This window comes from Minwuia sp., assembly GCF_048263705.1.
In the GTDB taxonomy this organism is placed as follows: domain Bacteria; phylum Pseudomonadota; class Alphaproteobacteria; order Minwuiales; family Minwuiaceae; genus Minwuia.
This window is the reverse complement of sequence record NZ_JBLXDV010000005.1, coordinates 24,523-47,596: the sequence shown is the minus strand read 5'-3', so window position 1 is coordinate 47,596 and position 23,074 is coordinate 24,523. Positions and strand designations below refer to the sequence as shown.

27 protein-coding genes are annotated in these 23,074 nt (G+C 62.8%); 15 read left to right on the top strand and 12 right to left on the bottom strand.

Annotated features, from left to right (window positions below; genetic code table 11):
• Positions 1-71: 71 nt before the first annotated feature.
• From ACN0X7_RS08805 to ACN0X7_RS08775, 7 genes are all read left to right on the top strand, one after another.
• Entirely contained in the window at positions 72-308 is a 237-nt protein-coding gene (locus tag ACN0X7_RS08805; protein WP_417516245.1) for a hypothetical protein, read from the top strand.
• Positions 308-577: a hypothetical protein gene (locus tag ACN0X7_RS08800; protein ID WP_417516243.1), complete on the top strand. Its 270-nt coding sequence runs from the start codon at positions 308-310 to the stop codon at positions 575-577. The genes ACN0X7_RS08805 and ACN0X7_RS08800 overlap by 1 nt, the downstream gene beginning before the upstream one ends.
• A 36-nt stretch (positions 578-613) precedes the next feature.
• Positions 614-946: a DUF4112 domain-containing protein gene (locus ACN0X7_RS08795; RefSeq protein WP_417516241.1), complete on the top strand. Its 333-nt coding sequence runs from the start codon at positions 614-616 to the stop codon at positions 944-946.
• 98 nt (positions 947-1,044) lie between these two features.
• On the top strand, positions 1,045-2,040 hold the full coding sequence (locus ACN0X7_RS08790; RefSeq protein ID WP_417516239.1) for an ABC transporter permease: 996 nt from the start codon (positions 1,045-1,047) through the stop codon (positions 2,038-2,040).
• 7 nt (positions 2,041-2,047) lie between these two features.
• Entirely contained in the window at positions 2,048-2,989 is a 942-nt protein-coding gene (locus ACN0X7_RS08785; protein ID WP_417516237.1) for an ABC transporter permease, read from the top strand.
• 3 nt (positions 2,990-2,992) lie between these two features.
• Positions 2,993-4,648 (top strand): ABC transporter ATP-binding protein, encoded by a 1,656-nt coding sequence (locus tag ACN0X7_RS08780; RefSeq protein ID WP_417516235.1) that lies wholly within the window; start codon positions 2,993-2,995, stop codon positions 4,646-4,648.
• A 33-nt stretch (positions 4,649-4,681) separates the two neighbouring features.
• Positions 4,682-6,226 (top strand): ABC transporter substrate-binding protein, encoded by a 1,545-nt coding sequence (locus ACN0X7_RS08775; protein ID WP_417516233.1) that lies wholly within the window; start codon positions 4,682-4,684, stop codon positions 6,224-6,226.
• A gap of 180 nt (positions 6,227-6,406) precedes the next feature.
• On the opposite strand, the gene ACN0X7_RS08770 is transcribed toward ACN0X7_RS08775, so the two are convergent.
• A complete protein-coding gene (locus tag ACN0X7_RS08770) occupies positions 6,407-7,246 on the bottom strand; it encodes a mechanosensitive ion channel family protein (protein WP_417516231.1) in 840 nt (279 codons plus the stop codon).
• Positions 7,247-7,352: 106 nt separating this feature from the next.
• On the opposite strand from ACN0X7_RS08770, the gene ACN0X7_RS08765 reads away from it, so the two are divergent.
• Complete coding sequence (locus ACN0X7_RS08765; protein WP_417516229.1) at positions 7,353-7,904, top strand: hypothetical protein; 552 nt, start codon at positions 7,353-7,355, stop codon at positions 7,902-7,904.
• A 38-nt stretch (positions 7,905-7,942) separates the two neighbouring features.
• Here the strand turns inward: ACN0X7_RS08765 and ACN0X7_RS08760 are convergent, their stop codons facing one another.
• The 3 genes from ACN0X7_RS08760 to queF all read right to left on the bottom strand — a co-directional run bounded on the left by ACN0X7_RS08760 (position 7,943) and on the right by queF (position 9,859).
• Entirely contained in the window at positions 7,943-8,458 is a 516-nt protein-coding gene (locus tag ACN0X7_RS08760) for a PAS domain-containing protein (RefSeq protein ID WP_417516227.1), read from the bottom strand.
• Between the two features lie 109 nt (positions 8,459-8,567).
• Entirely contained in the window at positions 8,568-9,410 is an 843-nt protein-coding gene (locus tag ACN0X7_RS08755) for a TauD/TfdA dioxygenase family protein (protein ID WP_417516225.1), read from the bottom strand.
• Positions 9,410-9,859: a preQ(1) synthase gene (gene queF / locus ACN0X7_RS08750; RefSeq protein ID WP_417516223.1), complete on the bottom strand. Its 450-nt coding sequence runs from the start codon at positions 9,857-9,859 to the stop codon at positions 9,410-9,412. The genes ACN0X7_RS08755 and queF overlap by 1 nt, the downstream gene beginning before the upstream one ends.
• Between queF and ACN0X7_RS08745 the strand changes: the two genes are divergently transcribed.
• The 3 genes from ACN0X7_RS08745 (at position 9,858) to ACN0X7_RS08735 (ending at position 12,874) form a co-directional block, all read left to right on the top strand.
• Positions 9,858-10,565 carry an HAD-IA family hydrolase gene (locus ACN0X7_RS08745; protein WP_417516221.1) on the top strand — a complete coding sequence of 236 codons (708 nt, stop codon included), beginning with the start codon at positions 9,858-9,860 and terminating at the stop codon, positions 10,563-10,565. The genes queF and ACN0X7_RS08745 overlap by 2 nt on opposite strands.
• Positions 10,562-11,257, top strand: a complete 696-nt coding sequence (locus ACN0X7_RS08740; RefSeq protein ID WP_417516219.1) for an ATP12 family chaperone protein — start codon at positions 10,562-10,564, stop codon at positions 11,255-11,257. Before ACN0X7_RS08745 ends, ACN0X7_RS08740 begins: the two co-directional genes overlap by 4 nt.
• An 84-nt stretch (positions 11,258-11,341) precedes the next feature.
• Positions 11,342-12,874 carry an acyl-CoA carboxylase subunit beta gene (locus tag ACN0X7_RS08735; protein ID WP_417516217.1) on the top strand — a complete coding sequence of 511 codons (1,533 nt, stop codon included), beginning with the start codon at positions 11,342-11,344 and terminating at the stop codon, positions 12,872-12,874.
• Positions 12,875-12,886: 12 nt separating this feature from the next.
• Here ACN0X7_RS08735 and amrB read toward each other — a convergent pair whose 3' ends face one another.
• Genes amrB through ACN0X7_RS08720 form a run of 3 tightly spaced genes read right to left on the bottom strand, consistent with a single transcriptional unit; the run spans position 12,887 to position 15,159 of the window.
• A complete protein-coding gene (gene amrB / locus ACN0X7_RS08730) occupies positions 12,887-14,296 on the bottom strand; it encodes an AmmeMemoRadiSam system protein B (RefSeq protein ID WP_417516215.1) in 1,410 nt (469 codons plus the stop codon).
• Complete coding sequence (locus tag ACN0X7_RS08725) at positions 14,296-14,919, bottom strand: Fic family protein (protein ID WP_417516213.1); 624 nt, start codon at positions 14,917-14,919, stop codon at positions 14,296-14,298. Before ACN0X7_RS08725 ends, amrB begins: the two co-directional genes overlap by 1 nt.
• A 30-nt stretch (positions 14,920-14,949) precedes the next feature.
• Complete coding sequence (locus tag ACN0X7_RS08720; RefSeq protein WP_417516211.1) at positions 14,950-15,159, bottom strand: hypothetical protein; 210 nt, start codon at positions 15,157-15,159, stop codon at positions 14,950-14,952.
• A 129-nt stretch (positions 15,160-15,288) separates the two neighbouring features.
• On the opposite strand from ACN0X7_RS08720, the gene amrS reads away from it, so the two are divergent.
• Positions 15,289-16,386, top strand: coding sequence for an AmmeMemoRadiSam system radical SAM enzyme (amrS, locus tag ACN0X7_RS08715; protein ID WP_417516209.1), 1,098 nt, complete (start codon positions 15,289-15,291; stop codon positions 16,384-16,386).
• Here the strand turns inward: amrS and ACN0X7_RS08710 are convergent.
• Positions 16,383-17,456 carry an enolase C-terminal domain-like protein gene (locus ACN0X7_RS08710; RefSeq protein ID WP_417516207.1) on the bottom strand — a complete coding sequence of 358 codons (1,074 nt, stop codon included), beginning with the start codon at positions 17,454-17,456 and terminating at the stop codon, positions 16,383-16,385. The genes amrS and ACN0X7_RS08710 overlap by 4 nt on opposite strands.
• Before the next feature lie 47 nt (positions 17,457-17,503).
• On the opposite strand from ACN0X7_RS08710, the gene ACN0X7_RS08705 reads away from it, so the two are divergent.
• The 3 genes from ACN0X7_RS08705 (at position 17,504) to ACN0X7_RS08695 (ending at position 20,970) form a co-directional block, all read left to right on the top strand.
• On the top strand, positions 17,504-17,953 hold the full coding sequence (locus tag ACN0X7_RS08705; RefSeq protein WP_417516205.1) for a PaaI family thioesterase: 450 nt from the start codon (positions 17,504-17,506) through the stop codon (positions 17,951-17,953).
• A 43-nt stretch (positions 17,954-17,996) separates the two neighbouring features.
• Complete coding sequence (locus ACN0X7_RS08700; protein WP_417516203.1) at positions 17,997-19,559, top strand: AMP-binding protein; 1,563 nt, start codon at positions 17,997-17,999, stop codon at positions 19,557-19,559.
• Positions 19,560-19,776: 217 nt separating this feature from the next.
• On the top strand, positions 19,777-20,970 hold the full coding sequence (locus tag ACN0X7_RS08695; RefSeq protein WP_417516201.1) for a GNAT family N-acetyltransferase: 1,194 nt from the start codon (positions 19,777-19,779) through the stop codon (positions 20,968-20,970).
• A 5-nt stretch (positions 20,971-20,975) separates the two neighbouring features.
• On the opposite strand, the gene ACN0X7_RS08690 is transcribed toward ACN0X7_RS08695, so the two are convergent.
• The 4 genes from ACN0X7_RS08690 to ACN0X7_RS08675 are packed head-to-tail and all read right to left on the bottom strand — an operon-like array spanning position 20,976 to position 23,066.
• Positions 20,976-21,860, bottom strand: coding sequence for an amidohydrolase family protein (locus ACN0X7_RS08690; protein WP_417516199.1), 885 nt, complete (start codon positions 21,858-21,860; stop codon positions 20,976-20,978).
• Positions 21,857-22,372 (bottom strand): CinA family protein, encoded by a 516-nt coding sequence (locus ACN0X7_RS08685; protein ID WP_417516197.1) that lies wholly within the window; start codon positions 22,370-22,372, stop codon positions 21,857-21,859. The genes ACN0X7_RS08690 and ACN0X7_RS08685 overlap by 4 nt, the downstream gene beginning before the upstream one ends.
• Positions 22,369-22,719 (bottom strand): Lin0512 family protein, encoded by a 351-nt coding sequence (locus tag ACN0X7_RS08680; protein ID WP_417516195.1) that lies wholly within the window; start codon positions 22,717-22,719, stop codon positions 22,369-22,371. The genes ACN0X7_RS08685 and ACN0X7_RS08680 overlap by 4 nt, the downstream gene beginning before the upstream one ends.
• Positions 22,716-23,066: a Lin0512 family protein gene (locus ACN0X7_RS08675; RefSeq protein ID WP_417516193.1), complete on the bottom strand. Its 351-nt coding sequence runs from the start codon at positions 23,064-23,066 to the stop codon at positions 22,716-22,718. Before ACN0X7_RS08675 ends, ACN0X7_RS08680 begins: the two co-directional genes overlap by 4 nt.
• Positions 23,067-23,074 lie beyond the last annotated feature (8 nt).

Sequence of the window (23,074 nt, the reverse complement as noted above, 5' to 3'; positions counted from 1 at the left end):
GGGGCGACCCTCTGGCAAACCCATGCGCAATCCCCATATCTGCCTGAGCATCAATTCTCGGGAGCAAGGGTGTGCTGGAGATGGGCCTTCTGGGCTGGACCGTCGTGGTCGGAATTCTGTTCGTGCTGCCGCTCTGGCGGATCTTCGAGCGCGTGGGCATGAGTCCTTATATGTCGTTGTATGCGCTGATCCCTTTCGCGGGTCTGCCGCTGGCCCTCGGCTTTCTCGCGTTCAGGGAATGGCCTAACGGAGAGGCGAGAATTCGCGGCCCGTTCGACGAGTTCGACCGTGTGAAGGAGCGTGTCTGATGGAATTGCTCTGGCCAGGTTCACCCGTCGTCTTCCTGCTCGCGTTCTTCGGCTGGCGGATCGCCGCCAAGGCGGGCTATTCCGGTTTCTGGGGGCTGACGGCGATCATTCCGCCGATCGGCCTGCTCGCGCTCTGGTATCTGGCCGCCACGAAGGACTGGCCGGTGACCCGCACGACGAAGGCGGCTGATTCAAGTGCCGGTGCGCGTCGGGAGACCAAGGGCGGCGTGACCATCAGACGCCCCGGCAGCGTCGCACGCGAACAGTAGGGCAGGTTCTTTCAGGTGGTAGCGTACGAAGAAAAGATGCGGCGGCTCAGCCGGCTGGAAGACGTTGCGGAATGGATGGACACGAAGTTCCGCATTCCGGGTACCCAGATCCGCTTCGGTCTGGACAGCATCGCCGGTCTGGTGCCGGGCCTCGGTGACGGCGTGACCGCCTTGCCCGGCCTTTACATCGTCAAGGAAGCCCATGCGATGGGCGTCCGGAAACGTGTCCTCACCCAGATGCTGTGGAACATCTTCATCGACTGGCTGATCGGCCTGATTCCGCTCGCCGGCGACATTTTCGATGTCGGGTATAAAAGTAACACAAAGAACGTGAAGTTGATCCGGGAAGAACTCGAAGCGGCGTTCTGAACGGGGTCCGGGCTGGACCTTTGTCCCCAAACATGCACGATTGACGACAGGCTGTCGCAAAAAGAACAGCTATCGACAGGGTACATTCTAGGGGTTTCATGTCAGGCCTGATCCGAATGATCGGACAGCGGCTGGTGTTGGGTCTGGTGACGTTGTTCGTCGTCAGCATCATCATCTTTTCCGCAATCGAAGCGCTCCCCGGTGACTTCGCGCAGGCGATCCTGGGACAGGGGGCAACGCCGGAGGCGGTGGCCGCGATCCGGGAAAGCCTGGGTATGGACCGCTCGGCGGTCGAACGCTACTTCGCGTGGCTGGGCGGCGCGCTCACCGGCGATTTCGGCGTCAGTTTCAACCAGTTGAGTTTCCAGTCGACGTTCGGCGCCTCCAACCGCGAGGTGACGACCGTCGCCGATCAACTGGCACCGCGCTTCGCCAACACGATCTTCCTGGCGCTGACGGCGGCCGCGATCGCCATCCCCTTTGCGCTGACGCTGGGTATCCTGGCCGCGCTCTATCGCGGATCGATCTTCGACCGCGCGGCGAATGTCGGCACGCTGACCTCGATCTCCAGCCCCGAATTCTTCGTGGCCTACATCCTGATCCTGTTCCTGGCGGCGGCGAACCCGATCTTTCCCTCCATTTCCAAGATCAACATGGATCTGGATTTCTGGGATCGGCTCTACCGGACCATGCTGCCCGCCCTGACGCTGACGCTGGTGGTGACGGCGCATATGATGCGGATGACGCGCGTCGCGATCATCAACCTGATGGCGTCCCCCTACATCGAGATGGCGCGCCTGAAAGGTGTGCCGCCCTGGAAGATCATCGTCCGCCACGCCCTGCCGAACGCGCTCGCGCCGATCATCAACGTGATCGCGCTGAACCTTGCCTATCTGATCACGGGCGTCGTCGTTGTCGAGGTGGTGTTCGTCTATCCGGGCGTGGGCCAGATGTTCGTGGACGCGGTGAAGCTGCGCGACATGCCGACGGTTCAGGCCTGCTGCCTGATCTTTGCCGCCGCCTATATCCTGCTCAACCTGATTGCAGACGTGATGTCGGTTCTGACGAACCCGCGCCTGCGGCATCCGAAGTAGGACGCGCATGGGACTGCTCACATATGTCGTCGGCCCCCTGATCGCGCTGACGGCGCTTGCGTGGGTCATACGCTTCGGGTTCGCAAGAAACCTGGCCGGGAGCGTGGGTGCCGTGTTCCGGGCAATGCCGCTGACCGCAGCCTTCGGCCTGACCGTGGTGACGCTCTACGTTCTCGGATCGGTGTTCGCGCCGGTGATCGCGCCGTATGGCGAGAGCCAGGTGTTCGACGCGTTCAACCTGTTTCCGGGCGATGACCCGAACTTCATTCTGGGAACCGATCAGTTGGGCCGCGATCTGCTCACGCGCCTGCTCTACGGCGGGCGGAACACGATCGGCATCGCGCTGATCACCACGTTCCTGGCGTTTCTGATCGGTGCGACGCTGGGGTTTCTGGCAGCTGCGATCGGCGGCTGGCTCGATCAGGCGCTGTCGCGTGGCGTGGACGTCCTGATGGCCATCCCGCAGTTGATCTTTGCCCTGCTGCTGATCACCATCCTCGGTCAGTCGACGATCAACATGATCCTGGTGATCGCCGTGCTCGATTCGACGCGCGTATTCCGGCTGGCGCGCGCGGTTGGCGCGAACATCGTCGTCATGGATTACATTGAGGCCGCGAAACTGCGCGGCGAGGGGCTGGGCTACCTGATCTTCAAGGAAATCCTGCCCAACGCCGCCGCGCCGCTGCTGGCTGAATTCGGCCTGCGCTTCTGTTTCGTGTTCCTGCTGATCGCCGCGCTCAGCTTCCTCGGCATCGGCATCCAGCCGCCGCTGGCCGACTGGGGCACGATGGTGCGCGAGCTCTCGATCTACATCGGCTACGCCCAGTATGGCGACTGGCAGGTGGCCTCGCTGCCGCTGCTGCCGGCTGCGGCGATCGCCCTGCTGACCGTTTCCGTGAACTTCATCGTCGACTGGATGCTCGACCGCTACTCAGGACTGAAGAACTGACCCATGTCTGACAAGGAACTGCTGGTCAAAATCCGCGATCTGCACATCGAAGGGCTCTCCGGCGAGACCTGGAACCCGATCGTCAACGGCATTGATCTGGATCTGCACAAGGGCGAGGTGCTGGGCCTGATCGGGGAATCGGGTGCGGGCAAATCGACCATCGGTCTCGCCGCGATGGGGTTCACGCGGGACGGCTGCCGGATATCGGGCGGTTCGATCGAATTTGACGGTATCGACCTGGTCGCCGCCTCGGCCGAGGAAAAGCGGGCCCTGCTGGGCAAGCGCATCGCCTATGTCGCGCAGTCCGCGGCGGCCAGTTTCAACCCGGCGCACCGGCTGATCGACCAGCATACCGAGGGACCGGTGCTGCATGGTGTTGCCAGCCAGTCCGAAAGCCAGGAAGACGCGATGGAGCTCTATCGCCGCTTGCGTCTGCCGGATCCGGAGAACATCGGCTTCCGCTATCCGCATCAGGTTTCCGGCGGGCAGCTGCAGCGGGCGATGACGGCGATGGCCATGTCCTGCCGCCCCGACCTGATCATCTTCGACGAGCCGACGACCGCGCTGGACGTGACGACCCAGATCGAGGTGCTGGCGGCGATCCGCGATATCGTCGATCAATTCAATACGGCTGCGATCTATATCACGCACGACCTTGCCGTGGTCGCGCAGATGGCGGACCGGATCAAGGTCCTGCTGAAAGGCGACGAGGTCGAGGAAGCCGAAACCCGGACGATGCTTGCTAGCCCGCAGGAGGATTATACGAAGTCGCTCTGGGCGGTGCGCAGTTTCGAGACGGCGGAACAGCCGCCGGTGCCCGCATCGGAAACGCCGGTCATCTCCGTCAGCCACATCGTGGCCGGATACGGTCCGATTGACGTCCTGCACGACGTCTCCTTCGATATTCACGCTGGACGTACGGTGGCGGTTGTCGGGGAAAGCGGCTCGGGAAAGTCGACGGTAGCGCGCTGCATCACGGGCCTTCTGCCGCCGCGCGAGGGTCAGATCCTGTTCAATGGCGATCCGCTGCCCGCCAGCTACAAGGCGCGGACGAAGGACCAGTTGCGTCAGGTGCAGATGATCTATCAGATGGCCGACACCGCGCTGAATCCGAAGCTGAAGATCAAGGACATCATCGGCCGGCCCATCCGGTTCTACAGTGGCCTGAAGGGACGCGCATTGCGCACCCGTGTCGAGGAACTGCTCGACCAGATCGAACTGGAACCGAAGCAGTATTACAACCGGCTGCCCTCCGAACTGTCCGGCGGGCAGAAGCAGCGCATCGGCATCGCGCGGGCGCTCGCGGCCGAAAGCCAGTTCATCATCTGCGACGAGGTCACCTCCGCCCTGGACCAACTGGTCGCGGAAGGCATTCTCAAACTGCTGGATCGACTGCAGCGCGAGCTCAATCTGGCCTACATGTTCATCACACACGACCTGGCGACGGTGCGCGCCATCGCCGACGAGGTCGTCGTGATGAAGGAGGGGAAGGTCGTCGAGGCCGGCCCCAAGACGGAGATGTTCACCCCTCCGCATCATGACTACACGGATCTGCTGCTCAGTTCGGTGCCCGAGATGGACCCGGACTGGCTGGACAGGCTTCTGGAGGAGCGGGGCGTCGACAATATCGGCGAGGCCGCACACTCGAAGATCGACTGAGTTTTTTTTGAAGTAGGAAAAAGGGAGACTTCCATGCCTCTGAACATTGACAGACGAACGCTGCTGAAAGCCAGCGCGGCCACGGCACTGATCACCGGTGCCGGCCCGGCGCTCGGCGCCTCGCACGGCCCGAAGATGGGCGGCACGCTGCGCCTGGGCCTTTCGGGCGGCAACACGACGGACAGCTGGGACGGGCGCACGCATTCGGACGTGTTCATGCAGGTCTGCGCCATGGGATCGGTCTTCGACTGCCTGACCGAAGTCGGCGCCGACGGCCAGTTGAAGGGGGAACTGGCCGAGCGCTGGGGCGCCTCCGCCGACGCCAAGGTCTGGGTCTTCGACCTGAAGAAGGACGTTACCTTCCACAACGGCAAGAGTTTCGGCGCCGACGATGTGATCGAATCCTTCCAGATGCACATCGCCGAGGGTGCCAAGTCGCCCGCGAAGCCGATCATCGGTGCCATCAAGGAGATGAAGAAACTCGGGGAACATCAGGTCGAGTTCACGCTGTCGGCGGGCAATGCGGACTTCCCGTATCTGCTGTCGGACTATCACATCCTGATCTATCCCGCCGGCATGATCGACGAGGCCATCCAGAAAGGCATCGGCACGGGCGCCTACATGGCGACCAGTTTCGATCCGGGCGTGCGCGCACTGCTGACGCGCAATCCGAACGCGCACAAGAAGGTCTACTTCGAGCAGATCGAGGCGATCTCGATCACGGATCCGTCGGCACGCATCAACGCGCTGATGACCGGCGAGGTCGATGCGATCAGCCGTATCGATGCGAAGTCGGTGCGCCTGCTGGACCGCAACCCGGCCGTCGAGGTCTTCGAGGTGACGGGTAACCAGCATTACACGTTCCCGATGCACACCAACACCGCACCCTATGACAGCAATGACGTGCGGCTGGCGATCAAGCATCTGTTCGACCGCGAGGACCTGGTGCAGAAGATCCTGCTGGGGCACGGCAAGGTGGGCAACGACCACCCGATCGGTCCCGCGAACCAGTATTACGCAGGCGATCTGGAGCAGCGCGTCTACGATCCCGAGAAGGCGAAATTCCACCTCAAGAAGGCGGGCGTGGATTCGCTGCAGATCGACCTGTCGGCCTCGGATGCCGCGTTCGCCGGTGCGGTCGATGCCTCGCAGCTTTTCCAGGAATCGGCCAAGGCCGGGGGCGTGGACGTCAATGTCATCCGCGAACCCGCAGACGGTTACTGGTCCAATGTCTGGTTGAAGAAGCCGTTCTGCGCCTGTTTCTGGTCGGGCCGCGCGACCGAGGACTGGATGTTCTCGTCCGCCTATGAGGCCGGCGTGCCGTGGAACGACAGCTACTGGGAGCATGAACGCTTCAACAAGCTGCTGTATGAGGCACGCGCAGAACTGGACAGCGCCAAACGCGCCGAACTCTATCGTGAGATGCAGATCATCACGAAGGACGAAGGCGGCGTGGTGGTTCCGATGTACGCCAACTGGATCGACGCCAAGTCGAAGAAGCTGGCGCACGGTGAGACCCTGGGCAACCTGTGGTCCATGGACAGCGCGCGGATCACTGAACGCTGGTGGTTCGCCTGATAGACCCGTTCATCGGATCGAAAACAGAGGCCGTCGCGGGAAACTGCGGCGGCCTTTGCGTTGCAGCACCAGATCGAAACAGCCGGACGCACCAGGCGTCACGCCCTGCTTGTCAGGGGGCACGGGTACATCAGTGAACGCCGCGTGTGCCAGGTATTCAGCAACGCCCCTGGAGCGGTATCACCGCCGCCGGTTCGGTTTGGTGTAGGGCTCGACCTCGAAATTCACCGCGACCATCCAATCTGCATAGTCGGGGGCAATTTTCTTTGCCGCCTGGAGGAGTTCCTGCCGGAACGGTCCTTCTAGCGGTCCGCCGCGACCGGGCCAGACCCTGAACTTCATGCGCAGGAAGCTGCGTCCCGACACTGACGTCCGGCGTTCCATGAATTCCGGCGGCGCACGGAAGATGCCCGGAAACTGATCCATGGCCGTGGACAATTGAAGCCGCGCCTCGTCCTCCAGTTTCTTCGCGGCTTCGGCGTCATGGGGCAGGACGATATCGACGAAACAGCGCACGTAACCGCGGGGATAGGCGACCACGTTCAGGATGCTGCGGTTCGGCACGAAGACTTCGGCCCCGAGCGGATTCCGGAGCACGGTGAAGCGCATGCCGAAGCGTTCCACGACACCGACCTGTCCACTGATCTCGATCACGTCGCCGATGTCGAACAGATCGGTGAAGACGATGGTGACGCCGCTCACCACGTCCTGCACGATGCCCTGCGATCCGAAGGCCACCGCCAGTCCGATGATCGAGGCGCTGGCGAGATAGGTCGACAGCGGCACGCCCGCCTCGTTCAGGACGAAACCGATGGCCGCAAAATAGAGGATGAAGACCAGCGTGCTGGTGATCAGGCTGATCAGGGTCAGCGTCTTGTTGGAGCGCCGGGCGACGCTGCTCGACATCGCCCGGTGGCTCATCCAGCGGACCGAACGCACGAGCGCATGGACCGCGACGGCCAGCACCAGCGCCAGAACGATGCGTTGCACGGTCGTCGTGTCCTGAAGCAGCTCGGTCAATAGGTCGCTCCGTTCGAACTGACCGCCAGCCGTGGCGGTGGCCCGTCTTGTGAGGTAGGCTTGCGGTATCATGGGTAGTTTCGGGGGGAGTGCAATGATCTTGAAAATGACCATCAAAAGCGGGCTGGGGGGCCTGCTGCTCGCCGTGCTGACGGTTCTTCCGGCGCTGTCGGCCGATCTCTACAGGACGGGTATTTCCGCGCAGTCCCTGCGGCAGGAGCCTGTACCCCGCACGTTCAAGGTGGAGTTCCAGAGCTTCCCGGATGCCACCGACCAGATGCGCGCGATCTTTCATGAGGAACTCCAGAAGCGCGGGTTCAGGCTGGATGAGATCGGATCGACCGTCATGATCGTGCGGTGGGACGGTCAGTTCCGGGAAATCGAAACTCCGCCGCGGGTGCAGGCGCAGGGCCGGGGCGGCAACCAGTCCCGGACCGAACTCGGCTTTTCGATTACCCTCGGTGCCCCTCCCGCAAAGGAGGGCGAAGAGACCTACTCGATGGGGGCCTCCATCAGCGATCCGGACGGCGAGATCTGGAAGGGCAAGGTCATTGTCGTCACCGAATCGCAGCGCAAGACGGCCATCCTGAGAAACCTCATCGGCAAACTGCTCGATACCATCGGCAGTACGATAAGCACGGATTCCGTCCGGCAGTAGGTCGCGCAGACACCCCGCTGTCCGGGCCGCTCAAGGCGTCAGCGCTGATCGTCGTCCGGGCTCAGCCAGCGGTAAACCGTCATGTTCATCAGCATGTCGGCATTGCCGGACCGGCCCAGTGAAATCGGCAGCGCCAGAAGCTGAAGACCGGAAACGAACCGGTCATGCACCAGATGGGGCTTCCCGGCCCGCCAGTAGGGCGTGCGGGTTTCGCAGACCTGCCGGAAGGCGTCGATCGTCTCCTGAATGTTTCCTGCACTGGGCCGCTCGTCCAGATATTCGCCAGCTTTCGGCACGACACCGGCGGACACCATGTCGTTGCCAAGAAGCCGGTAGCGAAAACGCATTGTCGGACGTTCGATATCGAGCAGCCAGACATTGGAGAGCAGACGCGGAATTTCAACAAGCGGATCGAAGTCGGCGCGGTCAGGGACATCAGAACCTTCCCGCTTGTGGTCCCAGTAGGCATAGAACTGGCCGATCCGCTCGTCGAAGTGGGCGGGCGGGGCACCAAAGCCCCTCTCTTCCGGGGTTCTTCTGAGGGACACGGACATCCTTGACCTCGCAATATTACTCAGTACTTCGATAACTGATCCGTGCCTGCCCGTCGGCGCCGGTTCAGTGATGCGGCACTCTCCGGGGAAAGGCTGCCGACGATGATTCTTACTTTCCGAACGTCGTCCGGTAAAGCATCCGGCGGTGGCCGTCATAGTCGTTCACGGCATAATGCATGGTTGTGTAGTTGTTCCATACGGCGACGCAGCCTGCCCGCCAGCGAAACCGGCAGCAGAATTCGGGCCGCGTGGTGTGCCGGTGAACGGCGTCCAGCAGCGGCGCGCTTTCGTCCTCGCGCATGCCCGACAGGCGCACCGCGTAGGTCGGGTTGAAGTTCAGGGCAAATTGGCCGGAAACCGGATCAATGCGGATGGCGGGATGTTCGGTCTCCCGGTCGGCTTCCGGATCGTTGCGCACCATCCGGATCGATCCGCCCGCGCGCTCTTCCTCAGGCGGCGCGTGGCTGACGCCATAGGGCTTGCCGATATGGATGACGTTGCGTCCTTCGATGGCCTGGCGCAGCGTATCGGGCAGGGCTTCCAGTGCGGCCACCTGATTGGCCCACAGCGTGTCGCCGCCCCAGGGCGGAACTTCAACGGCATTCAGAACCGACCCCAGAGGCGGATCCTTCAGAAAACTGAAGTCAGAATGCCAGTCACCGCCGAAGACCCCCACGTTCACTTCGTCGGCTTCCTTCAGCACCGCAATGACATCCGGATCATCTGCCATGGGCACAACGTACGGGGAGCGGGTCAGCGGGCCGAACACCCGCGTCAGCCGCTTCTGGGCTGCGATATCCAGGTGCTGATCGGGGAAGAAGATCACCTGCCAGTCTCCCAGCGCCCGGCGCAGCGATTCGGCGAGATTATCGTCCACGGGTTCCGAAAGATCCGGCCCGACGATTTCCGCTCCCGTCCAGCGCGTGAGCGGGCGGATGTCGAGCGCCGCCACTACCGTCCCCTGTAGGTCTCGACGTTCGGGTCCGGCAGCCAGACACCTGCGGGTGGTTCGCCGGTCTGGTAGAAAACATCGATCGGGATCCCCCCGCGCGGATACCAGTAGCCGCCGATCCTGAGCCATTCCGGCTCGATCGCATCGACAATGCGCTTGGCGATCAGCAGGGTGCAGTCCTCGTGGAACGCGCCGTGGTTGCGGAACGAGCTCAGGAACAGCTTCAGGCTCTTGCTCTCGACGATATGGCGCGCCGGTACATAGTCGATGATCAAACGCGCGAAATCGGGCTGTCCGGTGACCGGACAGATCGATGTGAATTCCGGCGCGGTGAAACGCGTGACATAAGGCGTATCGGGATGGGGGTTCGGAACGGCGTCCAGAATGGCCTCGTCCGGACTGTCGGGAAGTTCCGACTGCTGCCCGAGATGTTTTATCGCATCATTCATGTCCAACGTCCTGTGGCAGTTTCCGCCGATGGCGCTTCACCTTGTTATCTTCGACTGCGATGGCACGCTGGTCGACAGTCAATACGGCATTGTCCGCTCGATGCAGCAGGCATTCCTCAGCTTTGGCTTGATTGCACCGCAACCGGACGCGGTCAAGCGCGTGGTCGGTCTCAGCCTGGATCATGCGGTCTCGGTTCTGGCACCCGATCTCGGGTCATCGGATGTCCATCAGGTTGCAGGCACCTACAAGGCGCTGTTCCGGGAACTGCGGCTGGCCGGAGAATCGCCCGAGCCCGCTTTCGCCGGTGTCATCGAAAGCCTCCGGATTCTGGAAGATCGCGGATATCTGCTGGGTGTGGCGACAGGCAAATCCCGGCGCGGGCTGCATGCGGTGATCGAGCGGCTGGAACTGGAAGGCCGTTTCGTCACCCTGCAGACGGCCGATGACGTCAGGGCAGGCAAACCCGCGCCGGACATGTGCCTGCAGGCCTGCGCCGAAGCCGGCGTGGACCCCGGCCATGCGGTGGTGATCGGCGATACCAGCTTCGATATCGAGATGGCCCTGAGCGCGGGGGCAAAGGCCATCGGCGTCGACTGGGGTTATCACCCGGCGGATGAACTCAGCGCCGTCGGGGCGGCCGCTATCGCCCGTCACGGCGATGATCTGCCGAATCTGGTGGATCAGGTTTTCGGGAGGTCCGCATGAAACGCTTCTACAAGTCCGCCGGGGTTGTCGAGGACGGCGGCGGTTTTCTCGTACAACTGGATGGTCGTCCGATACACACTTTCCTCAGGCGGCCTTTCGCGCTGCCGACCCGTGCGCTGGCCGAAGCCGTGGCCCGGGAATGGGACGACCAGCCGGAAGAGATCGACCGCATGGCCATGCCCCTGAACCGGATGGCCGGAACAGCCATCGACGGTCTGGCCGGCAAGCGGGCCGAGACGGTCGATGCTGTCGCGAAATATGCCGAAACGGACATGGTCTGCTATTGGGCCGATGCGCCGCAGAGCCTGATCGAACAGCAGCAGGCGACATGGCGGCCGCTGCTGGACTGGACAGAGGAACGCTTCGGCGCGCGGCTTCAGGTGACGTCGGGTGTCCTGCCGGTCGCGCAGGATGCGGCGGCGCTCGATCGGCTGAAGATGGCTGTCGACGCGATGGATGATTTCAAGCTGGTCGCACTGTCGGTCGCGACCGGGACCGCCGGTTCGCTGGTGATCGGTCTGGCCCTTGTCGAAGGGCATATCGATGCGCTGCGGGCATTTGAGGCGGCGCAACTCGACGAGACCTGGCAGCTTTCCGAATGGGGGGAGGACGAACAAGCCACGCAACGCCGCAATCGGGTTCTGGCGGAGTTCGGACATGTCGAAGCCCTGATCGAGGGGCTGCGCAACTGACCTCCGGCGCATAAGCTCTGGCGGCCCGGATAAGGCGATGCTATCCAAAAGTCACGGGAATTAAACCTCTGCAGGGGGAGCGGAATGCAGGACATTGTCCAGATGCTGGAAGAGAAGCGCGCCAAGGCGCGCCTGGGTGGTGGCGAGAAACGCATCGAGGCGCAGCATGGCCGGGGCAAGCTGACGGCGCGGGAGCGGATCGATCTGCTGCTGGACGAGGGCTCGTTCGAGGAATGGGACATGTTCGTCGAGCACCGCTCGATCGATTTCGGCATGGAGAAGGACAAGGTTCCGGGCGATGGCGTCATCACCGGCTATGGCACGGTGAACGGGCGTCTCGTCTTTGTCTTCAGTCAGGACTTCACGGTCTTCGGCGGTTCCCTTTCGGAAATGCACGCCAAGAAGATCTGCAAGGTCATGGACAAGGCGATGCAGGTCGGCGCGCCCGTGATCGGCCTGAACGACTCCGGCGGTGCGCGCATTCAGGAAGGTATCGACAGCCTTGCCGGTTATGCGGACGTGTTCCAGCGCAACGTGATGGCGTCCGGCGTGATACCGCAGATTTCGATGATCATGGGCCCCTGCGCGGGCGGGGCGGTCTACAGCCCGGCCATGACCGACTTCATCTTCATGGTGAAGGATACCTCCTACATGTTCGTCACCGGTCCGGACGTCGTGAAGACGGTCACCGCCGAATCGGTCACCGCCGAAGAACTGGGCGGCGCGATCACGCACACGACCAGGTCGTCCGTCGCCGATCTCGCATTCGAGAACGACGTCCACGCCATCAGCCAGACCCGCCGTTTCATCGACTTCCTGCCCTCGTCCAATCGCGAGGCACCGCCGCACCGCCCGACCTTCGACGATCCGGAACGTCAGGAGATGTCCCTGGACACGCTGGTGCCCGACAATCCAAACAAGCCCTACGACATGATGGAACTGATCACGAAGATCGTCGATGAAGGCGATTTCTTCGAGACCCAGCCGGCCTACGCAAAGAACATCATCACCGGCTTCGGGCGCATGGAAGGCCATCCGGTCGGTGTGGTCGCGAACCAGCCGATGGTGCTCGCCGGGTGCCTGGATATCGATTCAGCGAAGAAGGCCGCGCGGTTCGTGCGGTTCTGCGACTGTTTCAACATTCCGATCGTCACGCTGGTCGACGTGCCCGGTTTCCTGCCCGGCACCAGCCAGGAATTCAACGGCATCATCAAGCACGGTGCGAAGCTGCTGTTCGCCTATGCCGAAGCCACGGTGCCGAAGGTCACCATCATCACGCGCAAGGCCTATGGCGGCGCTTATGATGTCATGAGTTCCAAGCACTTGCGCGGCGATGTTAATCTCGCATGGCCGAATGCGGAGATCGCGGTGATGGGGGCCAAGGGGGCGGTGGAGATCATCTTCCGCGCCGACATCGGCGATGACGAGAAGATCGCCGCGCGGACCGAGGAATACCGCCAGACCTTCGCGAATCCGTTCATTGCCGGGGCGCGCGGCTTCATCGACGACATCATCATGCCGCACAACACCCGCTTCCGGATCATCAAGTCGCTCAGGATGCTGAAGAACAAGGAACTGACGAACCCCTGGAAGAAGCACGACAACATCCCGTTGTGATGTCGCTGGCCGTCACCCGGCCTTCCTGAACAGGCTTTCCGGTACGGGAGCGCCAAAGGTTTCGGTGGTGTAGCGCCAGACCTTCACGTCGTCGGCCCAGTGGTCGCGGGGCAGGCCGGTCTTGACCTTCAGGCCGTTCAGGAACTTTTCCGGTGTCTGCAGTCCTTCCCAGACCTTGGGCAGGAACGTGCCGCGCCTGCCATTGCTTTCGAGGATCAGGCCGTCGTGGCCCGGGCGGAGTTTCGACAGCAGATCGGCTTCGTCCCCGAACGCGAGCGGGGCGGGGTTCGAGAGGATCGAGATCTCCAGTTCCGCGGCCCTGAATTCAGCCGCTGTAAGCGGGTCGAAGCGGGGGTCCTCGAATCCGGCGGACACGGCGTTCCAGGCGATATCGGCGGCCAGGGGGCGATGCGCCTTCAGCGAACCGATGCAGCCCCGCAACCGGCCCTGCAGATTGATGGTCACGAAACTGGCGGCAATGGTGCGCAGTTCGTGCGGGAAAGTCTCCAGATTGATCTCCGGCCGCTTGTGCCGTGAAAGCCGGATGGCGAGCGCGCGCGCCGCAGTCAGGATCATCAGATCGCGGTGCGCGTCGGCGAAGCGGGCGGTGTCCGCCGGTTCCAGCGCCCATGCGCCGTAGCCAACCACGCGATCCTTGGAACCCGCCGTGTCGCCGGAGTTCCTGACGTCCAGTTCAGTGATCCTCAGGCCCAGATGGCCGGCCAGCTTCAGCAGGCCGTTCACCGGACGGCTGCCACAGGCCTGCTGCGGCCCGAACGCCCCCGCCTGCAACGCGCCGATCTTCGTCACGGTGTCGCCGTCGATCTGCCGGGCCTCGTCATAGGTGTGATAGTGCGAGAGATCGGTGGAGATCACGACAAGCGTCTCCGGTCCGCCCCAGAGCTGCTGAAGCAGCCGCGCAACGGCGTCCGGTGACGCATCGCCCACCACGATGGGCACCAGCAGGATGTCGCCCAGCGACCGCTGCAGGAAGGGCAGGTGGACCTCCAGACTGTGTTCCTGCGCATGGGCGTCGTCGCGGATCGCGCAGTCGTCACGTACCTCGACCAGTCGCTCGATGACCGCGCGGTCGAGCCTGACGGGGCCGAGGGGCGTGTCGAAGGCATCGACCGATGGCAGCGCAAACCCCTTGAACGCAACCCGATGCGCCGGACCGAGCAGGACGACGCGCCGAACCTGCCCCTTCACCGGCTGCACGCGCTGATAGGCACTGGCGGCCACCGCACCGGAATAGACATAACCGGCGTGCGGCGCGATCAGGGCTTTGGGCCCGGACGTTGGCCCGGCCATCCGCTTCTGCGCGTCGGTCAGTAGCCGGTCGACCGCCGCTTGCAGCTTGCCGGCTTCGCCCGGATAGAAGGTGCCTGCCACAGCGGGGGATCTGGATATGCCATGGGACATCAGGCTGATCCGTTGTTCGGATCGTCCAAACCGTCATCGGAGAGTTGCGCTTCCAACAGACTGGCCAGATAAGCCTCCATTTCGCCAAACTCGAGATCGCCATTGTCCCACGCACGATCCGCCGCGATCAGCGCTGCCTCATAATCCGGCCTGGTTTCGCGAATTCTTTCGGGCAGTATCTTCCTGCCTGGCAACAAGGTACCGAAGCGCACGCACAACGAATAATAACAGATGGCTCGCGCCGTCCTCCCGTTTCCCTCTATGAATGGATGTATCCAGTTCATTCGCCAAAGAACGTATGCGGCGACCTGAACGGGCGACCAAGCGTACCAGTTTTCCTGCACCGTCGAAACGAAGCGATCCATTTGCTCATCGACGTCATTGAAATGAGGCGGGCGGTGATTGCCTACGTAGATCGGTTCCCTGCGGAACCGTCCGCCAAATTGTGAAATATTGGCGACGGCGACATGATTGAGCGCCCACAAAAGATACTTGTCGAATGCGGCAGGCCCCTTGCGAAGACCGATCTCAATGCAATTCGTCATCAACCCGTACTGACGGATCAAATTTTGCTGCTGGACGCGATCGAATAGTTCCTGATCTTCTTCCTCAAGGATGAACATGCAATTTTGAACCTTCGAACCGAAACGTCCTCAATCGCCTGTAAGGCGTATTTTTCCGATAGCGGCACGGGCTGACTCTTTGGTGATCTTTGACCCTTTTGGAGCGTTGCCGTAAACGAAACTGGCTTGTTGCTCTCGCAGATCATCTTCCGACAGCGTCACCGTTTTTGCTCTTGCCAGAAGCTCATCAAGCCTGGGACGCGCAGGCGGTGAACTCATCGTCGCTTTTCGTACTGCCATGTTTCCTGCTCCCATGGTGGATATCACAAAAAGTTATCATCTGATCCGACTCACACAATTGAGAAGATTGCATGGCTCTTCGCGATACACGATATGCTAGGCGGTACTTGTTCGGGTCAGGATGGCACCATGCGCGACCATGTCGGAACAGTTCCCGGGCGGTATTTCTCGGCGCAGGCGGACGGTCGCATCCGCTGCGAAATCTGTCCGCGCTATTGCCAGCTGAATGACGGGCAGCGGGGCCTGTGTTTCATCCGCAAGCGCGAGGGTGCGCAGATCGTGCTGACATCCTATGGCCGCTCGTCAGGCTTCTGCATCGATCCGATCGAGAAGAAACCGCTCAATCATTTTTATCCAGGCACGCCCGTTCTGTCTTTTGGAACAGCGGGTTGCAACCTGACCTGCAAGTTCTGCCAGAACCACGACATGTCCAAGAGCCGGGAGATGGACACGCTGGCCGATGCCGCGCCGCCCCGGATGCTGGCCGAGACGGCGCAGAGTATGGGCTGCACGTCGATGGCCTATACCTACAATGATCCGGTGATCTTCCTGGAATATGCGGTGGACACCGCCATCGCCTGCCACGAAGTCGGTGTGAAGAATGTGGCGGTCACCGCAGGTTATATCTGCGCCGATCCGCGCGCCGAATTCTACCGGCACATGGACGCCGCCAATGTCGACCTGAAGGCCTTCACCGAGGATTTCTATCGCAAGGTCACGGGTTCCGCGCTGGAGCCGGTGAAGGAGACGCTCGACTATCTGGTCAATGAGACCGATGTCTGGGTGGAGATCACCACCCTGCTGATCCCCGACGAGAATGACTCCGAAGCGGAAATCGAGGCCATGACCCAATGGGTGATCGAGACGCTGGGCCCCGACGTGCCGATGCACTTCACGGCGTTTCATCCCGATTTCCGAATGCTGGACAAGGAACGCACGCCACCCGGGTCCCTGTTCCGGGCGCGATCCATTGCTTTGAAGAACGGTATCCGCCACGCCTATGTCGGCAACATCAATCACAAGGCGGCGCAATCGACCTACTGCTCAGGCTGCGGTGCCATGGTGATCGGACGGGACTGGCACATGCTGTCCGACTGGCATCTGGACCATCGCGGATGCTGCACCTTCTGCGAGACGCCGCTGCCCGGACGGTTCAGTGGCCCGCCGGGCGCATGGGGACGACGGCGGGAACGGGTCAGGATGAGCCGCGAGCGCGAAGCGCGCTAGATGGCGTATTTCGCGATGGCGTCTTCGTCCCAGTCGATGCCGGTGCCGGGCGTGTCCGGCGGCGTGGCCTTGCCCTTGTGAACCTCAAGGGGCGCGGCCAGGAAGGGTGCCGCCCAATCGACGTATTCCAGCCAGTGCGCCGTCGGGCTGGCCGACATCATGTGGATACTGACCTCGGGGAACAGGTGCGTGGACAGCCGGATACCGGCACCAGCGCATTGTTCCGCCGCGTTCATCCAGTTCGTGATACCGCCGATCTTGGCGACGTCGGGCATCAGGAAATCGGCCGCTTCGGCAGCGATCAGCCGCGAGATTTCCGCGGGGCTGCGCGCATTTTCGCCCAGCTGGATGGGGGTTTCGAACCCGCTGCACAGGCCCACATAGCCCTGAATATCGTCGTGGGCGATGGGTTCTTCGATCCAGGTCAGCCCGCACTCGTCGATCGCCGACAGCCTGACCTTGGCCTCGGCGCGTGTGAGGCTCTGGTTGTAGTCGCACATGACCGGCAGACTGTCGGGCACGGCATTCATGACCGATTCGATCACTTCCACGTCGTCATCCACGTCCGGATAGCCGAGCCGCAGCTTGATCGCACCGAAGCCCTGTGCGAGCTCGCGGGCTTCCCGTGCCGCAGCTTCCGGGCCGATCAGACCGAGCCCGTTCGAATTGTAGGCATCGATCTCTCGGCGTTCGCCGCCCAGCAGATGATACAGCGCTGCATCGGCATCCTTGGCGAACGCATCCCAGACGGCCATGTCGATGCCGGCGATTGCCCAGCCGATGAAGCCTTCGACACCCGCAAGACGCAGCGATCTGTTCATCTTCTCATGCAGGGCGCGGGGGACGACTGCGTCGCCCGCGATGGTCTCCGCCAGTCCGTCGATCAGCGCGACCAGACCGCGTGCCAGCACCGGTGACACGGCAAACACATACGACCGGCCGACGATCTCGCTGTCGGTTTCCAGATCGATCAGCACAAAGGCGGCTTTCTCGACCGCACCGCCACCAGTCACCACCGGACGGTTCATGGGCACAACGACGGGCCGTGCTTTGATGCCTCTGAGTTTCATGGCAATCTCCAGGTTCGTGAACTGGTTGACGTAACAGATGGACCCCGATGACCGTTTTTGAAGCCCGTCAGACAGGCTACGCCGATTTGACGCGCGGCTTCCTGCAGTCCATGCCCGTCTTCAGGACGCTGGGGCTGGACATCGCCTCAGTCTCGCCGGGACGGGCGGAAATTTCCATGACGATCACCACAGGTCTGACGTTCGACGGGACGCATGTTCAGGGCGGCATTGTCGGCGCTTTGCTGGATATTGCCGGTGGTGCTGCTGCGATGACCCTGACCGGCGAAGGGCATGGTATCGCGACGCTGGGTTTCGAGACGCATCACCTGGCACCTGCGGGCGGGGAATATCTGGTCGCGGTCGGACGGGTGATCAAGCCGGGGCGGAACCAGGCGCTCAGTCTGGTCGAGATCTTCGCCTGCCACGATGCCAGCCGCAGCCTGTGCGCGACCGGACATGTCACGTCGCGGTGGATTGCATTGCCTGATCGCGGCTGACGCGCGAGACTTCGCAACCACGGAATCTGGGGAGGTTTCAGTCATGACTGCGGAACTCTATACCGGCCCGACGGCGTCCGACCTGCTTCTGCGGGACATGCGGCGCTGGGGCAATCGCATCGCGTTCACCGGATACGGCGGGGAATATACCTACGCTCAGGCTCTGGACCTGGTGGCCCGCTATCAGGCGGTCTACAAGAAGCACGGTGTGGTGCGCCGCGAACGTGTCGCGCTGCTGAACGCCAACCGGGCCGAGGCCTATCTTGCGGGCGTGGCCGCACAGGCGCTGGGGCTGTCGATGACGCCGCTGCACACGCTTGGCTCGCTGGACGATCATCAGTTTACGCTGGATGACGCCGAGATCGACTATCTGTTCGTCGACGTCGACAACTACATGGACCGGGGCCGGGAACTGGCGGAGAGCGTGGACCGGCTGAAGACCGTCTTCACGCTGGGAAAGGCGGATTATGGCGTCGATATCCGCGCGGCAGCCGAGCAGACCGGCGCGGTGAACGTGCTGGTGGAAGCGCGGACCGACGATCCGGTCTGGATCAGCTATACCGGAGGCACCACCGGCAAGCCGAAAGGCGGCCTGCGCACCCATCCGAGCTACATCGGGATGGTTGCCGCAACGCTTGCCGATTTCGAGTTCCCGGTCGATACCAATTACCTGGCCGTCGCGCCGATCAGCCACGTCGGCGGAACCAAGCTGCCGCCGACCCTGCATCGCGGCGGGCGCGTCACCTTCATGAAGGGCTTCGATCCCGAGCAGGTGCTGGACACGATCCAGCGCGAACGCATCTCCATGACGCTGCTGGTACCGACCATGATCTACCTGCTGCTGGACCATCCGAAGCTGGAGCAGTTCGATCTGGGCAGTCTGGAATACCTGCTTTACGGCGCGTCGCCCATGTCGCCGACCCGCCTGATGGAGGGACTGGAGCGTATCGGACCCGTGTTCGGGCAGCTCTACGGTCAGACCGAGGGCTACCCGATCTCGGTCCTGCGCAAGGAAGATCACGACCGTAACCGTCCCGACCTGTTCGCCTCCTGCGGCCATCCGTGTGCGAACGTGGCAGTGAAACTGCTGGACGATGACCTGAACGAAGTCGCAGAGGGCGATCCGGGCGAGATCTGCGTGCGGGCGCCGCAGGTGATGGATGAATACTGGAACCGGCCCGAACAGACGGCAGAAACGCTGAAAGGGGGCTGGCTGCATACCGGGGACGTGGCTCGCGCGGACGAGCAGGGCTACCTCTATATCGTGGATCGCAAGAAGGACATGATCGTCTCCGGCGGTTTCAACGTATTCCCCCGTGAAGTCGAGGACGTGCTGACGTCGCACCCGGACGTCGCCATGGCCGCCGTCATCGGTGTGCCCGATGACAAGTGGGGTGAGTCCGTGAAGGCGCTGATCGTGCCGAAGGCCGGGAAGAAGGTGGACGCGGAGAAGCTGATGCAGATGGTGAAGGATCAGAAGGGCTCGATCCAGGCTCCGAAGTCCGTCGATTTCGTCGATGAGATTCCGGTGACGCCGATCGGCAAACCCGACAAGAAGGCCATCCGCGCCGCCTACTGGAAAGACAGCGGCAGGATGGTCGGGTAATGACACAAGCGCCAGTTGTCTCCCTTAGGCCTGTTTGTCGAGACCTTCCCCCCTTGAGGGGGAAGTGGCCGCGAAGCGGTAGATGGGGGGCAAAGCTGGAGGCTATTTCTGATTCCAGTGCTGCTTCGGCTTCGCCGAACCACCCCCATCCCGACCTTCCCCCCTCAAGGGGGAAGGGGAAGCCGTTGCAGTCGCAGGCTTCAGAGAATTTCCTCATATGACTGCCGCCACGGGCACAGACGAATTCACGCTGAAGCTCTGCGGCGACATATCGACTGTGGCTGCGGCCGACTGGGATGCCTGTGCGGGGCCGGCGAATCCCTTCATCTGTCACGCCTTTCTCAGCGCCCTTGAGGAAGCCGGATGCGCCAGCGCCGAGGAAGGCTGGGCACCGCAGCATCTGTTGCTGGAGAGCCCGGACGGCCGCCTGATCGGCTGCGCGCCCATGTACCTGAAGTCCCACAGCCAGGGTGAGTATGTCTTCGACCATGGCTGGGCGAACGCGCTGGAACGGGCGGGCGGGCGCTATTATCCGAAGCTTCAGATGTCGGTACCGTTCACGCCTGCCACCGGCCCGCGCCTGCTGGTGCGGCAGGGCGAGGATGTCGAACTGGTCCGCCGCATGCTGCTGCAGGGGGCCGAGCAGGCCGCCACGCAGATGCGGGTCTCCAGCCTGCACATCACCTTCCCGACCGAGGAAGAAGCCACGCTGGGGCGGGACGCGGGCTGGCTGTTTCGCACCGGCGAGCAGTTTCACTGGGTGAATAACGGCTACGAGACGTTCGACGATTTTCTGGCCGATCTGTCATCGCGCAAGCGCAAGGCGATCCGCAAAGAACGCGCCGGCGCACTGGAAAGCGGGCTGGAGGTCGAGGAGATCACAGGGGCCGATCTGACCGAGGATCACTGGGACGCGTTCTACCAGTTCTACATCGACACCGGCAGCCGCAAGTGGGGGCAGCCTTACCTGAACCGGACGTTCTTTTCCCTGCTGGGAGAACGGGTTGGTGATCGCACGGTATTGATGATGGCGAAGCGCGACGGGCGCTATATCGCGGGCGCATTGAACATGGCCGGTACGGAGACGCTGTTCGGGCGCTACTGGGGCTGCATCGAGGACCACCGGTTCCTGCATTTCGAGCTTTGTTACTACCGCGCCATCGACTGGGCGATCCGCCACGGTCTGAAACGGGTGGAGGCCGGTGCGCAGGGGCCGCACAAGCTGGCGCGGGGCTACCTGCCTGTCACGACCCATTCGATCCACTGGATCGCCGATCCGGGTTTCCGCAAGGCCGTCGCCGACTATCTGGAGCATGAGCGGCGTGAGGTGCAGCGCGAGATCGACTATCTCAGCGACTTTTCACCCTTCAGGAAGGGCGGCAAGCACGTGCCGGACGAAGGCGCGATCTGATCCGGTCAGTCCGCCTGCGTGTATAGCCGCAGCGGGTTGTCGACCAGGATCTTTCGGCGCTGTGCAGCATCCGGTGCCCAGCGGGCCAGCAGGTCGAGCAGGTCGCCGTCGTTGGGCATCGCGACCGGCAGCTTCACATGCGGCCAGTCCGAGCCCCAGACGCAGCGGTCGGGTGCTGCGGCGATCAGCGCCTGCGCGACCGGTGTCACATCGTCGAACGGCGGTGCCGGCTGGCGGCTGATGCGTTCGGCGCCGGAGAGCTTGACCCAGCAGCCGCCTTCGCCGACCAGCCTCAGCAGGCGCTGAAAGCCGGGATGCCCGATCCCCAGCCCACAGTCCCAGTGGCCCATGTGATCGATCACGCGGTCGCAGGGTAGCGACTCAATTGCCTCCCAGGGCATATCCGGCGAGGCCACGTCGACGAGCAACTGCATATGCCAGCCGAGGCGCGCGATCTTCGTCGCAAGCTGCTTCATGTGTTCGAATCCGACACCGCCGCCGAACAGCACATTGACCCGCGCGCCGCGTACGCCGGCGGCATGCAGCCGGTCGAGGTCGTCGTCGGCGACCTGACTGTCGAGCACGGCGACGCCACGGTAGCCGGGAGTCTGGCGAAGAGCGTCGAGCATCGCCCGGTTGTCGGTCCCGTGCACGCTGACCTGAACAAACACGCCGCGTTCGATACCAAGACTTCCATGCAGGCTCAGCAGGCTTTCGCGGGTGGCCTCCGGCGGAGTGTAGCTGCGGTCTTCGACATAGCCATATTGTCTGTCGATGACATGGAAATGCGTGTCCCAGGCACCGGCGGGCATATCGAATGCCGGCGCATGGGGAGCTGGATCGGGACCGGGAATATCGATGGTGTAGCGGTCTCCTGTCCCGGCCATCATGCCGCCATCGGCGCTTCGAGTTGCTTTTCGAAGAATCCGAGGGCGCTGATCGCAAAGCGGATCATGTTGTCGCCCCGATCTTCCTCGCCCGTCCGCAATGTCATGACGGCCGGACTGGGGCCGGTAACGGCATGGCAACTGTGACCCGCCGGATCGCCGTAGCCGTTGCCCGGTCCGGCCGCGCCGGTTTCCGCCAGTCCCCAGGTCGTTTCGTGGCTGGTGCGGATGCTCTCCGACAACAGGTTGGCGAACGGTTCGGTGCTCGACCGGATGCCCTGTTCCTTCCAGAGCTTCTTCATGTCGATGCCCGCGATCTCGCGGATCGAGGTGCGCGTGTAGATCACGCCGCCGCCCATGTAATAGGCCGACGCGCCGGGCACGCGCAGCAGGGCCGCCGATATCAGGCCGCCAGCCGAGCTTTCGACAATGGCGACGGTCTCGCCGCGTTCCTTCAGTCTTGCACCGACGCGCGCGCCGGCAGCCCACAGATCGTTCATCAGGTTCTGGCTCAAGCTTCAAATCCTTCGGGTAAGCGTACGGAAATCATGGCGCTGGCGATGACCGCCAGATCGTCGTTCCGGGCATCGGGCACATCCAGTCCACCAAGAACCGATGTGACCGTCACCTTGCCGACGGGCAACGAGCGGGCGACTTCGGTGATATTGACTTCATCCGGCTTCTGCGTGCCGACGGTGACGTCAACGATGAGGTCGTTCGGGTCGAGGTTCAACGCACGGACAAAGGTGAGCGAACTGTGGTGCAGCGCATCCTGCACGGCACGCAACGCGGCCTTCGTGTAGTCGCGCCCATGCAGGTCGTTGCCTGCGCCCATCTCCAGAATGACGCGCGGCCCGCTCACGTGTCACCGCCGATCTTCAGAAAGACCTCGGCGGCGGCGTGCGCCATGATGGTGACGTTGTCGCCCGGATCGTTGGGCATGGACAGCCCGCCTGCGGCGACTTCCACCTCACCGCTGCCGTGGGGCAGCAGGTCCAGTAAAGCCTGCCGGTCGACGCTTTCGGGATCGGGTGCACCGATCCAGACCTTCACGAACATGTCGTCGGCGTCCTGACCAAGGGCAGGGCCGATGGTCAGCGCGTTGTGGCGCAGGGCATCCATCAGCGCGCGGCTCGCCGCCTTGGTGCTGTCGCCGCCGCGAATGTCCATGCCCATGCCGATTTCCAGGCACATGCGTTGCCAGGCCATCCCGTCCT